At 63.5% G+C, this 13,106-nt stretch carries 13 protein-coding genes and 1 pseudogene; 7 read left to right on the forward strand and 7 right to left on the reverse strand.

The window, feature by feature from the left end; genetic code table 11:
• From VLR48_RS03535 to VLR48_RS03550, 4 genes and pseudogenes are all read right to left on the reverse strand, one after another.
• Positions 1-560, reverse strand: a pseudogene (locus VLR48_RS03535) (transporter); the annotation flags it as partial.
• Between the two features lie 83 nt (positions 561-643).
• Entirely contained in the window at positions 644-1,501 is an 858-nt protein-coding gene (locus tag VLR48_RS03540) for a MipA/OmpV family protein (protein WP_325290452.1), read from the reverse strand.
• A gap of 164 nt (positions 1,502-1,665) precedes the next feature.
• Positions 1,666-3,735 (reverse strand): alkyl/aryl-sulfatase, encoded by a 2,070-nt coding sequence (locus tag VLR48_RS03545; protein ID WP_325290453.1) that lies wholly within the window; start codon positions 3,733-3,735, stop codon positions 1,666-1,668.
• Positions 3,736-3,825: 90 nt separating this feature from the next.
• Positions 3,826-4,848, reverse strand: a complete 1,023-nt coding sequence (locus VLR48_RS03550) for a hypothetical protein (protein WP_325290454.1) — start codon at positions 4,846-4,848, stop codon at positions 3,826-3,828.
• Positions 4,849-5,088: 240 nt separating this feature from the next.
• Here VLR48_RS03550 and VLR48_RS03555 point away from each other — a divergent pair, with 240 nt between their 5' ends.
• The 5 genes from VLR48_RS03555 to VLR48_RS03575 all read left to right on the forward strand — a co-directional run bounded on the left by VLR48_RS03555 (position 5,089) and on the right by VLR48_RS03575 (position 9,266).
• The gene (locus tag VLR48_RS03555; RefSeq protein WP_325290455.1) at positions 5,089-6,072 is read left to right on the forward strand and encodes a LysR family transcriptional regulator; all 984 of its coding nucleotides are present in this window, start codon (positions 5,089-5,091) and stop codon (positions 6,070-6,072) included.
• 174 nt (positions 6,073-6,246) lie between these two features.
• Positions 6,247-7,149 carry a DUF6268 family outer membrane beta-barrel protein gene (locus VLR48_RS03560; RefSeq protein ID WP_325290456.1) on the forward strand — a complete coding sequence of 301 codons (903 nt, stop codon included), beginning with the start codon at positions 6,247-6,249 and terminating at the stop codon, positions 7,147-7,149.
• Positions 7,150-7,515: 366 nt separating this feature from the next.
• A complete protein-coding gene (locus VLR48_RS03565) occupies positions 7,516-7,776 on the forward strand; it encodes an addiction module protein (protein WP_325290457.1) in 261 nt (86 codons plus the stop codon).
• On the forward strand, positions 7,776-8,072 hold the full coding sequence (locus tag VLR48_RS03570; RefSeq protein WP_325290458.1) for a type II toxin-antitoxin system RelE/ParE family toxin: 297 nt from the start codon (positions 7,776-7,778) through the stop codon (positions 8,070-8,072). The genes VLR48_RS03565 and VLR48_RS03570 overlap by 1 nt, the downstream gene beginning before the upstream one ends.
• A gap of 219 nt (positions 8,073-8,291) precedes the next feature.
• Positions 8,292-9,266: a hypothetical protein gene (locus VLR48_RS03575; protein WP_325290459.1), complete on the forward strand. Its 975-nt coding sequence runs from the start codon at positions 8,292-8,294 to the stop codon at positions 9,264-9,266.
• A gap of 328 nt (positions 9,267-9,594) precedes the next feature.
• Here VLR48_RS03575 and VLR48_RS03580 read toward each other — a convergent pair whose 3' ends face one another.
• Entirely contained in the window at positions 9,595-10,080 is a 486-nt protein-coding gene (locus VLR48_RS03580) for a DUF3368 domain-containing protein (protein WP_325290460.1), read from the reverse strand.
• Between the two features lie 5 nt (positions 10,081-10,085).
• Positions 10,086-10,346: a UPF0175 family protein gene (locus VLR48_RS03585; protein WP_325290461.1), complete on the reverse strand. Its 261-nt coding sequence runs from the start codon at positions 10,344-10,346 to the stop codon at positions 10,086-10,088.
• Between the two features lie 372 nt (positions 10,347-10,718).
• On the opposite strand from VLR48_RS03585, the gene VLR48_RS03590 reads away from it, so the two are divergent.
• Positions 10,719-10,955 (forward strand): hypothetical protein, encoded by a 237-nt coding sequence (locus VLR48_RS03590; RefSeq protein WP_325290462.1) that lies wholly within the window; start codon positions 10,719-10,721, stop codon positions 10,953-10,955.
• A 14-nt stretch (positions 10,956-10,969) separates the two neighbouring features.
• On the opposite strand, the gene VLR48_RS03595 is transcribed toward VLR48_RS03590, so the two are convergent.
• On the reverse strand, positions 10,970-11,590 hold the full coding sequence (locus VLR48_RS03595; RefSeq protein WP_325290463.1) for a Uma2 family endonuclease: 621 nt from the start codon (positions 11,588-11,590) through the stop codon (positions 10,970-10,972).
• Positions 11,591-11,779: 189 nt separating this feature from the next.
• Here VLR48_RS03595 and VLR48_RS03600 point away from each other — a divergent pair.
• A partial coding sequence (locus VLR48_RS03600) for an SLC13 family permease (RefSeq protein WP_325290464.1) occupies positions 11,780-13,106 on the forward strand: 1,327 nt, incomplete at its 3' end.

Here is a 13,106-nt window from a genome sequence, read left to right on the forward strand (position 1 = left end):
AGGCGCGGCAGGAACCGCACCATCAGGATCATACCCACGGTCCCGAACAGGTACGTGATCGCGTACCCTACGCCGATATTTTCGCGAATCTGCTCCGCGGTCGCCCCGACCGGAAGCGTCGCCAATCCGCTAACGATCGCATCCTGAGCACCGGCGAGGGTCGGCGTGCTGGTCAACGACCCAGCGAGCAGTCCGGCACCGAAGCCGGGGTCGAGACCGATCACGTGGGACATGACCAAGGCCAGCGCGAGCGCGGTCCCCGAGATGATCGCGGCCAAGGCGATGTAGCGTGCACCGTCGGCGGCAAAGGCGCTGAAGAAGCTCGGGCCAGCCTGGATGCCGACCGAGAAGATGAACAGCGCGAACCCGAACGCACTGGCGGCCGCCGGCAGCTCGAACCCCAGATGCCCGAAGCCCAGACCGACCAGCAAGACGCCGATCACGGGTCCGGCCTCGATCCCGGCCAACCGCACGCTGCCGAGCGCATAGCCGAGCCCGATGACGGCGAAGATCAGCAGCATCGGGTTTTCGCGGAGCAGGTTTGTCAGATCGATTTCCATCGCTGGCCTCGTTTCCGAATGTCAGTGCCCACGATCAGTCTTCAGGATCAGCCGCCGCATCGCGCGCATCGGCGGGACGGCACTCACCAGGCGTAGAGAAGGCTCGCGCCATAGATCCATTGGTTCTCCGAGCCACGCTCGGAGACGATCGGGCTATCGGCCGCATCAGAAAGGAGTCGCGCGAACAGGACACCGGTCGCCAGGTGCCATTGCGGACCGAGATGGAAAACCCCGGTGACCCAGCCACGAACATCGCGCGCACCGGCCCCGGCCGCGTAGGCCGGCAGTCCACTATTGAAGGCATCCTGCTGGGTGACACCGAAGTATTCGTTCATGTAGTTGTCGCTGGCATAGGTCATTCCCAGACCGGCGGCGAGCGTAAGTGGACGTGCGACGGGCTGCATATAGAAGGCGTTGATCCCGGCGGTCCAGCCGTTATAGGTACCGCTCGCATCCCAAAGCGACCAGGCGTTGGTCCCCGCTTGCCTTCGCGCATCCTCTTCATCGCGCCAGCGGTAGCCGCCGAAAAGGCCCATGCTCAGCGAGCGGTCGATATCGTGTACACGCTGGACCACTTGGTCATCGACATTGCGCCGTCCGAAGCGCAGCAGAGCGGTCGGACCCAGTTGCCAGTTGGGATGATCGAGTGCATTCAGACGCACCTCATTGGCCAGCACGCGTACGAAGCGCTCGCCACCCAGCGAGATCCGCGCAAAAGGCGCGACGCCAAGCGCCGCGTCGTCGGAACCCAGGTAATCCGGATAAGCACCGACGCCGACTCCGGCGAAGTTGGGCTGCTCCAACTCCAGCGGGATCGCGAGGTCAGACGCCCACGTCACGGGGCATGATAGGGCAAGCAGCATCGTGCAGACCGCGGCATGCCGGCACGCCTTAGGCCGGTCGGGAGACCGCTTCATCAAGGGGGTTTTATCAAAGTACATCGGGGTCACTCGATTCGTGTTGGCGGGCACCGCCAACCGCACAGGAACCGCCGAAGGCTCGGCGATTGGACTTCACAAGGGGAACGCCGACACACCCCCAGACCTCGGAGCGCGGCGGGAGACAGCTCCCGCCGCGTTCGTTCGCAGCGTTGGGCGCGGCTCGGCTATTCGGCGATCGGCGCTCCGACATCCGCCTCGAAGGCTTCATCCTGCGGGAGCCTCGCCGAACGGTCCTTGGTGCCCGGCATGATCTCGAAGCGCGGATCGAAGGTGACCATGAGCGCCATGATGTCGGTCAGGGCCGCCGTGTTGCCACGCGCCTTGGCGGTGCCTTCCACGACCTGGGCCATGATGGTCTTTTGGCCCATCATGGTCTGTTCCAGATCGGAACGCTTGATGGTGAGTGTCAGGTCCGGGTTCTTCGCCTGATGGCCCTTGATGTTGGTGAGGGTGGCGTTCTCCAACTCGATCACGTACTCCTCGCCGTTGTCGGGGGTGATCAGGTTGATGGTATAGCGCATACCCTCGGCCTGGGTGGCGTCCATGCGGATGCCGAGAAAGTCCAGCCATTGGCCGGTGGTCATGGCGCGGATGGTGTCGGCGCTGGTGGTCTGGGCGATCTCGCCCTGCGGAATGCCGTTGCGCAGCTCATAGGCCCCGGCCAAGAAGCTGTTGCGCAGCCCCGGGTTCTCCTGCTGATAGCCGATCTGCTCGAAGACATCGGCGAGCAAGTCCTTCGCCGGTTGATTGCCGGGCTCGGCCTGCACCAGCTTGTTCAGGATCTCCTGAGCCAGCAGGTATTTGCCCTCGTCATGCAGGGTCTTACCGCGGGCCAGAATCGCCTCGGAACCGCCCATCATCTCGACATACAAGGGGGCCGAATCCGCCGGGGAGAGCGGGATCAGGGTCGCCGGGTTGGCGTCCCAGAAGCCCAGAAAGCGCTGGATCACGCCGCGGCTGTTGTGCTCGAAGGAGCCGTGATAGCCGCGGGCGTACCACTTCTCCTGCAGGCTCTTGGGCGGCTCGTAGACATTGTGGATCTGGTTGATGGTCACGCCCTGGTTGGCCAGGTGCAGCACCTGGTTGTTGAGGTTGGCGTAGAGGTCGCGCTGGGCGCGCAGCACCTCTTGAATCCGCTCGTTGCCCCAGCGCGGCCAATGATGGGAGGCAAACATCACCTCCGCCTCCTGGCCGAACAACCAGAGTGTCTCGTTGAGATACTTGGACCAGTTCAGCGGATCTCGCACCGGCGCGCCGCGCAGGGTGTAGATATTGTGCATCCCGGCGATCACATTCTCGGCCATCCACAGGGCCTTCTGGTCCGGCAGGTAGGTGTTCATCTCGGCCGGCGCCTCGGTGTCGAGGGTCAACTGAAAGATCACCCGCACCCCGTCGACGCTGGTGTCGTCGATGGGCTTGGTGATGATGCGCGTCGGTGCGACCAGACCCACCGAGCCGGCGGAGACGCCGTGACCCAGGCCCTGGGTGACATAGCCGAAGGCGCTGCGCGGCAGCAGCGTGCCGTATTGATAGAAGAGGCGCCGATTCATGGCGTTGCCGGCAAAGACGTTCTCGGCGACCAGATGGTCCATGAAGCCGACCGGGGCGATCACCTCGACCTTGCCGCTGGCGACGTCTTCGTCGGTGATGAGCCCGCGCACGCCGCCCCAGTGGTCGGCATGGTTATGGGAATAGATCACCGCGGTGATGGGCAGCCCCTCGCCGACGTGCTCCTGGAGCAGCTTCCAGCCGGCGCGGGCGGTCTCGGCGCTGACCAGCACGTCGTAGGCGATCCAACCCGTCTTGCCGCGGATGAAGGTCAGTTGCGCCAGATCAAAGCCGCGGATCTGATAGATGCCGGGAATGACCTCGTAGAGGCCGTAGTTCTGATTCAACTGCGCGATACGCTGCAGTGACGGGTGGATGCTGTCGAACTCGGGCTGCTGGTCCAGGAACTTGAACTGCTCCATATCCCAGGCGACGTTGCCCGCGTCGGCCTTGATCTGCAGATCCTTCATCGGCGCGATCAGGCCGCGCTTGTTCTCGTCGAAGTCCGCCGTGTCCGAGAACGGCAGGGTCTCGCGCGCCTGGTTCAGCACGTCGATGGTGAACTGCGACGGCGGTTTGCCCTTGGGGTCGAAATGGGTCGGCGGGGCGGGGTCGGCCGCGATCGCCAGCGTGGCGGACGCCAGGCTTGCGACCAGCAGCGGGATGCCGAAGGGGCGTGCGTTCATCGAAAACCTCTCGATCGGTGGGTGGGGATGGACGGGTTCGGAATGGCCGAGCCGTCCGGTGGCTCGACAAGACGCAAGAGGTTGCCGCAATCAGCGGAACGGATTGGGAATCACCGGAATGAACAGCAGCCGCAAGTTCCAGTCTCTTCCGACGTTGTCGGGTGCGATCAGCGAGTACTGGGCCTCGATGGCGACGCGAACCGGCAAGGGTCCGATCTTGTAGACGTTCGAGTAGCCGAGCCCGACGGGCAGGGTCAGTTGATTGCCTGAATCGGCCGTCCAGTCGATCGTGATGTTCGGCGACATGCCGATCAGTTGGGTCCCGCTCAAACGATAGTTGATGAAGTACTGGATATCGGTCTGATTGGTGGCGGCGCGATCGCTGTCGCCGGCGTAGGACCACCAGTGTTGCGCCAAGGCGCCGATGTTGAAGCCACCCGGCTTGGGTGCCAGCTTCGCGGCCAGGAATGCCGGACCGGCCTGCCATTTGCCTTGGCCGAGCACATCGCGTTCGGCGGTCGGGAAGATCTGACTGGCGCCCACACCCCAGATGAAACCGTCCAGCCGGTTGGGACCGACCAGCGTCAGCAAAGCGGTATCGCCGAAACCGTTGGTTCGATCGTCCCAGGCGGTCGGCAGGATCCGGCTCAGCTCGGGCTCCGATGTGATCGTCTCCGGCGAGGCGCTCAGCAACCGCCCGACATCGGCATCAAGCGGCACGCTCTGATACTGGATCACCGGGCGCACGATGAGGTTCCAATCCGCCCCGTTTGGATCGAGCGGAAAGGACATCACCGGCTGGAACCGCGTCGTATTGACCAGCTCGCCACCCGGAACCAGGTCGCCGCGGACTTCGGTCAGGTCGTTCTGCCACCAGAGCATCCAGGCGGCCCCGAGCGGGTTGGACGTCATCTTGGCGATCCGTTCGAGGTCCGCCGCGCTCGGGCCGTCGGTCGCCGCGGCAGCGAGCGCCGTCTCGGCCGAGGCGTTTCCGCCAAGCTCCGGCAGGGGATCGGCCCCGGACCCGGCGTCGCAACGACCGGGCGCCGCAGCAAGCGCACCGAGCCACACCGCAAACATCGCAGCGGCGAACCACTGTTGGTGGAACTTCATGACTCACCTCGGAATGGGGGGATGAACATCCGCGTCCGAGCGACAGCGCGCCTTCGGCGATTTCAGGGCCTTGCGCCCAAGGGAGACACGGCGACTCGCCCGATTGAATCGGGTCGGGACACCCGACCACTCTTGAACACGAACTGCGGCCACTGATTGCGGCATTCCTCGATACGATCTGCTCGCCGCCCGGATCTGTCCAATGCATTGTTTGGCTGCAGCTGATACCTTTAACGCATCATGATCAAGCTCCAGCAACTGCTTCACGCCCTGGCATTGCGCCGGCACGGCAATTTCCATCGCGCCGCCGAGGCGCAGCACCTGTCGCAGCCGGCCTTCTCGCGCAGCATCCGGAATCTGGAAGAGGGGCTCGGCGTCACGCTGTTCGACCGCGCCGCCGCGGTGACACCGACGCTGTACGGCGAAGCGCTGCTGCGGCGTGCCGAGGCCATCCTGGCCGAGGCCGATGAGCTGGAGCGCGAGATCCGCCTGTTGCAGGGGATCGAGTCCGGGAGTTTTTCCGTCGCGATGGGCGCCTATGCGGCCGAGATGTCCGGCAAACAGTCCCTGGCCGAGCTGGCGAGACAACATCCGAGGCTGCGCTGCCGGGCCCGGCTGAGGAGTTGGCGCGACGTGCTCGAGCTGGTGCTTTCGCGGTCCGTCGATATCGGGATCGCCGAGATCAGCACCTTGAGGAACCCGGGCGATCGCCTGAGCGTCGAGCCGATCGGGCAACACCGGATGGTCTTCTACTGTCGGCGCGGACATCCCTTGACCGGACGCGTCGAGGTCTCGAAGCGGGATCTCGACGTCTATCCGCTCGCGACCATCCGCGTTCCACCCCGCGGCGCCAGCCTGCTCCCCGGCATCTGGTCCCTGGACGAGGACACCGGCGATCTGATCCCGCACATCGAGGTCGACCATCTGCCGACCGCGCACGCCGCCATCCTCGCGAGCGATGCCTTCGGGGTCGCAACCCCCTTGCAGATCGAGCCCTGGCTGCGCAGCGGGGCACTGGCCGTCCTGCCGTACCACGCACCCTGGCTCCGGCTGGACTACGGATTCATCTATCGCGCCGACCGCATGCTCTCGCCGGCTACGGAGCTGTTCATGTCGATCGTCAGAGCGATCGAGGCCGAGACATCCTCGCGCAACGGCGCATTGATGGCCGAGCTCCTTCCCGACCCGACACTCGAAACAGGTTCTATCGACCAGATGACCTGATTGGCGGAGGGTGCGGTCGCGAAGTCCCCTCTCGTGTCGAGATTCAGTCCGGGCCAGCCGCGAATAGAATCACCGCCCAACCCGATTCAAGCGCTGGTCCGGCTCGATCTCGGGATGCTATGGTCCACGCCGTTTCCTCAATCACCTCATCATGATCTTCAGGGAGTGTCTCCGATGCCAGCGCCTTCCCTCGTCCGTGTCGCCTGTGCCGCCGTGCTGTCGACCGGGGTTGCCGCGGTCTCCATGGCGCAAGCGCCTCCGGGTGTCAGCTTTTCCGTCGCTCCGGTCGTTCAATTCGACAGCGATTTGGATTCCGGCGGGGATGCCGCCTATGCCGCGGTGCTCATGTCGCTCGGAACGAATTGGGCGCTCGACGGGCAGTCGTCTTTGGGCGTGCGGCTGCGCCTCGACTACGAGGATTGGGATTTCGACAAACCGCTCGGATTCGGCGGCGCGCAGCCTTGGGACAGGCTCTACCGAGCCGGCATCTCCGTACCCTACGGCTTTACGACCGAGAGCGGCTGGCGGTTGGGGCTAAACCCGACGATCGAGTCCTCCGGCGAATCCGGCGCCGACTTCTCGGACACGCTCGAATACGGCGCCACGGCCTCGGTATCGCGCGCCGTGCGGCCGGATCTGACCCTCGGGCTGGGTGTCGGCGTCTTCGAGAAGATCGAGGAGACGAGCGCCTTCCCCTTCCTCATCATCGACTGGCGGATCAACGATCGCTTGCGCCTCACCAACCCCTTCCCCGCCGGCCCGGCCGGTCCGGCGGGGTTGGAGCTGTCCTATGCGCTCGATTCGGGCTGGACTGCAGGCCTGGGCGCGGCCTACCGCTCCTATCGCTTTCGACTCGACTCCGACGGTCCCTTCCCGGACGGCGTCGGCGAGCACAGATTCATCCCGGTCTTCGTCCAGCTCGGGCGCGACCTGACGGAGAGCCTGAGCTTCAAGCTCTACGCCGGTGCGTCGACCGGGACCACGTTGAGGGTCGAGGACGAGAAGGGTCGACGGCTTTTCGAGGAGGATCAGGATCCGGCGGCGATGCTGGGGGTGTCTTTGATCGGGCGCTTCTAAGACCAAACCGCGTCCGCTGGGATATGGGGGTGCAGAAACTCGGGTTGAGGTTTGTGGATCTTTGATGCGTTTGCGGGGACGCGGTTTAGGAGATTTTTGGATTTGGTTTGGTAAGCTTTGAGCTCTGTTGCAGGGCGACATCCGCCGGAGCGATCCGGCGATCCGCGTCGGCCGGAAGCCCTGTCCACTCTGTTTACCGGACATCAATACAGATAGATCGCGAATGCCCACCTTAAGCTGGATCGGCAAAGATGCCGTGATCAAACACCACAAGGACGTCCCGTTACGACTCGTATTCAAGCAAACACCCTATGCGTTGGATGTCTGAAGTTGTGAAGCCCGAGGTCGAGGATATCGGAAAGGTTGGTGACTGCGTCATCGGCAGATCGTGCAATCAAATCCCAAGAGGTCGATGAATCCATGAACGCAAAGACTCTGATCGATTCGGCTCTGAAACTCCCCCCTGCCGAGCGCTTTGAGCTGATTGACGAGCTCTTGCACAGCCTTGACCGTCCTGATCCGGAAATCGACCGTCTCTGGATCGAGGAAGCCGAGCGGCGTCTCGCAGCTTATCGCTCCGGTCAGGTCAAGGGGATTCCCGCGGAGGACGTTCTCGGGGAATTTTGATGCGTTTCGAATTCTCACCCGAGGCGAAGGCTGAGTTGGAAGACGGCGTTCGCTATTACGAGCGGCAGGTGCCGGGGCTTGGCCGAGAATTTCGCTCGGATGTCCGAGACGCACTGATACGCCTACGACACTGGCCGCTTGCGGCCCAAGTCGAGCGCGGCGAGATACGCCGCTTGCTCCTCAGCCGCTTCCCTTACAAGCTCCTCTACGCGATCGAGGCGGATCGCATCTACATCGTTGCCGTGGCCCACACGCACCGTGCCCCGGAAAACTGGGTCGGGCGCAATCAGTCATGATCACGTTCACGCCGAAAGGCTACCAATCGCAGCTGCTCGGAACGCTGGAGATCTACTTCCAGGCGTGTCACGCGCAGCCATCGCCACCGCTTGCCTTCAGCGCCGCAACAGAGCGTCTATGGGGACGGAGTCTGTCCTATCACCCGCTGTCCGGCTTCCCGCCGGACATGCCTTATTTCTGTCTGCGCGTTCCCACGGGCGGCGGAAGATCAGAAGGCATTGGCGGAGGGCTGGGACTGCCCATTCGCCTACATTCTGGTCAGCATGGCCTCGATCTCCTCGGCCACGGCCGTGGAGCAGTTGCTCGGGCGCGTGCTGCGTCAGCCCGAGGCGAGTCATCGACACGCGCCGGCGCTTAACCAGTCTTATGCGTTCGTCGTCTCGCGCCATTTCGCCGAGACCGCTGGCACGCTTCGCGACCGCTTGGTCACCGGCGCCGATTTCGAGCGGCGCGAGGTGGGCGACTTCGTGACGGCGGCCAAACCCGACCAGGGACGCCTGGATCTCGCAGGCCATGCCGGGCGATTCGTCATGCAACCGGTGTCGACGCGTCTCACCGAGAAGCCCGACCTCAAGACCGTCCCGAAGACCATCCGCGACAAAGTGAACTGGGACGGCAAGCGCAATACGCTGACCATCAATGCCCCCTTGGCGGAAGACGAAACCGAGCTGCTCAAGGCATCGGTCAAGAGTCTATCCGCGGCAACGGCGATCGCCGTCGCCGCGGAGACCAGTCGAACATCTGCCCTCGAAATATTCCAAACACCCGCCAAGTTGGGCGAATGCTTTCGGATTCCGCAACTAGCCTTGCGAGTGCGTGCCGCGGACGGATCGGAGCAGTTGCGATTGTTCGACGACCCGGAGGTGCTCGGATACCCCTGGAATCTTTCGCTTCACGATGCGGCGCCAACGGCCGACGACATCGCTGCTTTGGGTGCCGCTCTTCAAGTGTCCGAGGACGGCGAGATCGATGTCGACAATGCAAGCGGCAAGATGGTGTCCCGCTTTCTGCCGGAGCAATCCCTGACACACGCCGCCAAACGGGCCTATGTCGCCGCATGGCTGAGCGATCTCCTGGGGCGAGATGGCTTCAATCTCGCCCGAGCGAATCTACAGAAATTCCTGATCCGACACCGTATCGAGGCACGGATCCGGAACCTGCGTAAGACAGCGATCGGTCAGGGTCAGACGTGAAGGCTGCGCCTTCTTTCTTCAGAAGCCTGTTGTTTCCAAAATTATCTCGTCACAGATTCCTAAGATTCGCTCACCTGACTCCCGCCGATCTTTCCGCACTGCGGCACCGGCCGAGAGGCGGCCGAAGGGTCAGTTCTCGACCCATTGGAGACATTGGCGCTGCGAACAACGGCGGCGGCAATGCGACCCAGAGCGGACACCGCGAGAGTCGCGTCCCGTGCATCTCTGAGGTCAGCGAACGCAGCTGCGCACTGACACAGATCCTTCTGGCCGGTGTCTGCACGCGCGAGCATAGGAGATGCACCACGATTGGACCATGTCGCCCGATTCAGGATGATTCACGCGCCTTCTGAAGCGCGAGCTGATAAACCGAATCCCCAAGCCAGAAGCCGGCATCGGTTCGCAAGGCGTCGAGTTCAGGCCGGATTGCCGGTAACAGACCGCATTGCTTCGCCAGCAGCAGAACACCCACCACTCCCATGGGCTTCAAGCCCTGCTGCTGAGCAATACGACGCCCGTCCTGCTCGTCCAGCAGGATGAGATCTGCTCCCAGCTCGACCGCGAGCGCAATGCTCTCGGATTCGCCCCGGTCGAGATCCCGTTGCAAGGCACGAATCAGCGCGCCGTTTTTGGGTATTTGGCGAACGATCCAGGATGCCCGGGCAACTTCGTCGCGACCAGGCCAGGAGCGCCCGTTGGCGTTCAGCTCGTCCCAGACCGCGTGGGCAATGTCGACACGGCCGAAAAGCCGATGCAGCAGGTTGAGTTGGCCGATCGCGGCGAGATTGGTCAGTGGGGACGTGTTGCTGACCATTCGCCTCATGAGGCCGAACGATCCCAGTTGGATACAGTGTCCAGATCCTCCAACAGTTCCTTCTCGTCATAGTGAGCGGATACCTCCCGCGACGACAGCAACTGGCGAAACTGCCACAGGGACATCCCGGCGAGTTCTCGCGCCTTACCGATCGAAAGCCGCCGTTGCGCGTAGAGGCTGATGGCAAGTTCCTGCTTGAGCGCCTCCGGCGACAACCTGGCGGAGTCCAAAATGTCTTGCGGAATATCGATCTGAGCTGAGGCCATCTTCGGCTCCTGGCGTATTTGGCGAGCAAGCATCATTGTCCTGCTCGTGCTGACAGGTGTCGAGGGCAATAGGACGCGGTGCAGGACGAACCGGAACTGCACCGTGTGGGATGTATTGCGGGGACGATGGCGGGGGCAAGACAATTCTGGTGACTGTCTACCTGACTCAACTCGTTAACGTGGCGAGCGTCGGCTATCCATGCAAGTGCGGACCCCGAACGGCGCAGTGCCCGCGTCCGCTGTTGGCCGGTTGCTGCCGTTAGGGTCGCCTGAACCGACCCAAGACCAGCTGGACCGTAGGCAGCCGGAAAAGCGGTGGACGAATCCGGTAGGGCCAGCGCGGATTACTCTGAGTAATTCCGGTGGAATAGAGTGACCCACAACAAGGCCGACGGGCGCTTCTACCCGGACTTCTTGTGTCGGCTGCCCGGATCGGAGAGCAAGCCGGAACCGACCCTCGCGGTCGAATACAAGGGAGCGGACCGCTGGAAGGCATCGGAAGACGACCGTCTGATTGGTGGCCTTTGGGCCGGACTCTCGGCGGGGCGTTGCCGATTCGTGATGGTCAAGGATAAGCGCTGGGATTGGTTCGATCCGCTATTGGCCTAATTCCCGACCCGGCATCAGCCCTTTTCATCGCCCCGCAACGCATCGCGATAACCCCGAATCGCTTGCGAGGTGGTCGGCTCGTCGATGAAGCGCATCAGGAGCGCCAGGTCCAGGCCGGGCAGGATCTGGCTTTCGCTCACCGGCTCGTAACGCTCGCCGCGCAGACAGTAGGGTTGGATGAGACCCTGGCGCCAGTACCAGACCTCGGCGACGCCGAGCTGACGGTAGATCTCGAGCTTGTCGATGCGACCGTGGGTCCAGACGACCTCGATGGCGAGATGCGGACGCTCCGCCGCCTCTACCCCGAAGACATAGCACTCGTCCGGCTCGGCACCGCGGTTGCGCGCCTTGTCCTTGAGAGTCCATGAGCCGTAGGTCGAGAAGACGATGTCGCGCTCCAGGCAATAGGTCTCGACCAGACGGCCGATCATGGACTTGATGCTCTCGTGGGTCTGCGACGGACTCATGATCTCGACCTCTCCTTCCAGGTAGGCGATCCGCGGGGCGGAATGATCGCCGCGCATCACGAGCAGGCGCTCGTAGTCATCCCAGCCCACGCCGGAAAAATGGATGATGCCATCCTGGGACGGTTCGGGTTCGGGTTGGCGATATCGGGGCTGACTGGACATTGACATAGGGTTTGGTCTCCGATGCCGATCGGTTCATACCGCGCAAATCGCCAGCGATGCCCGCACGGCATTGCGTGCGAGATCCCTGGCTGTTTCCGATAGGATAAACACTTTTCGGATCGGAGCGCGGGATTCCCGGCCCGAGCGCAAACGCGCCGGACCGGTCAAGAGTTGCAGCGCCACGGAGGAAACGGCATGTCGCAAGACCTTCTGATCGTCCTTCTCATGCTCGGCGCCGCGATCCTGATGTTCGCGATCAACAAGCCCCGGGTGGATGCCGTGGCGCTGATTATGATGGTGGCCTTGCCCTTTACCGGCGTGATCTCGATGCAGGAGGCGCTCGCCGGTTTCAGCAATCCCAACATCGTCCTGATCGCGGCGATGTTCGTGATCGGCGAGGCGCTGGCCCGCACCGGGGTGGCGCGCGGCATCGGCGACTGGCTGGCCAAGCGGGGCGGCAACAGTGCCTGGCGACTCCTGGTTTTGCTGATGCTCTCGGTGGGCCTTCTCGGCTCGGTCATGAGCTCGACCGGGGTCGTCGCCATCTTCATCCCGGTGGTGCTTCGAATCGCGAGCCGCCGCCGCATCCCGGCGAGCCAGCTGATGATGCCGATGGCCTACGCGGCGCTCATCAGCGGCATGATGACCTTGGTCGCCACCTCGCCCAATCTGGTGATCAACTACGAGGTCGTCCGCACCGGTGCGGAGGGGTTCAATTTTTTCTCCTTCACGCCGTTCGGGGTGCCGATCCTGCTGATGGCGACCCTCTATATGCTGGCCACGCAGCGCTGGCTCCGTCCCAAGACGGCAGAGGCGCCGACGGCCCGGATGCGCCCGAAGCTGATGCAGTGGGTCGAGCGCTACCGGCTCGCCGATCGCGAGTATCGGGTGCGTGTGCGCCCGGACTCGCCCTTGCTCGGCAAGACCCTGGGGGAGCTGGATCTCCCCGCGAAGATCGGTGTGCGGATCATCCTCGTCGAGCGCGGTCTCGGACGTTCACGCCAATTGCTCCCGCGCACCCCGCAGACCGTTCTACAGGCAGACGACATCCTCTTGATCGACGTCGATCTCGAGGCGAAACGCATCGACGTGACCGAGTTCTGCGAGCGCTACGGGGTCGAGCTTCTGCCGCGCACCGGTCGCTATTTCGTCGACCGGTCGCAGGATATCGGTATGGTGGAGATCATGATCGCGGACGAGTCGCGTTTTGCCGGCAAGACGATCGCAGAGGCGGAGCTGATGGTCCGCTCCGAGCTGACCGTGGTCGGGATGCGGCGCGGCCCGGAGGCGCACGAACCGCACGGCCTGCGCGCGGAGACCCTCAAGATCGGCGATACGCTGCTGCTCGTCGGCCCCTGGAAGACGATCCGCCGGCTGCAGGACGACACGCGCGACCTGATCGTGCTGAACCTCCCCAAGGAGTTTGACGAGTATCTTCCGGCGGCCAAGCGCGCGCCTTACGCGGTTCTGACGCTCGTCGTCGTCGTGACCCTGATGGCGACGGGCCTTGTCCCGAACGTCC

This window comes from Thiocapsa sp., assembly GCF_035467215.1.
Classification (GTDB): domain Bacteria; phylum Pseudomonadota; class Gammaproteobacteria; order Chromatiales; family Chromatiaceae; genus Thiocapsa.

Bases quoted from the DNA above. Each gene is read 5' to 3' on its own strand.
- VLR48_RS03540 (WP_325290452.1), bottom strand. From the start codon at position 1,501: ATGTACTTTGATAAAACCCCCTTGATGAAGCGGTCTCCCGACCGGCCT.
- VLR48_RS03545 (WP_325290453.1), bottom strand. From the start codon at position 3,735: ATGAACGCACGCCCCTTCGGCATCCCGCTGCTGGTCGCAAGCCTGGCG.
- VLR48_RS03550 (WP_325290454.1), bottom strand. From the start codon at position 4,848: ATGAAGTTCCACCAACAGTGGTTCGCCGCTGCGATGTTTGCGGTGTGG.
- VLR48_RS03555 (WP_325290455.1), top strand. From the start codon at position 5,089: ATGATCAAGCTCCAGCAACTGCTTCACGCCCTGGCATTGCGCCGGCAC.
- VLR48_RS03560 (WP_325290456.1), top strand. From the start codon at position 6,247: ATGCCAGCGCCTTCCCTCGTCCGTGTCGCCTGTGCCGCCGTGCTGTCG.
- VLR48_RS03570 (WP_325290458.1), top strand. From the start codon at position 7,776: ATGCGTTTCGAATTCTCACCCGAGGCGAAGGCTGAGTTGGAAGACGGC.
- VLR48_RS03580 (WP_325290460.1), bottom strand. From the start codon at position 10,080: ATGGTCAGCAACACGTCCCCACTGACCAATCTCGCCGCGATCGGCCAA.
- VLR48_RS03585 (WP_325290461.1), bottom strand. From the start codon at position 10,346: ATGGCCTCAGCTCAGATCGATATTCCGCAAGACATTTTGGACTCCGCC.
- VLR48_RS03595 (WP_325290463.1), bottom strand. From the start codon at position 11,590: ATGTCAATGTCCAGTCAGCCCCGATATCGCCAACCCGAACCCGAACCG.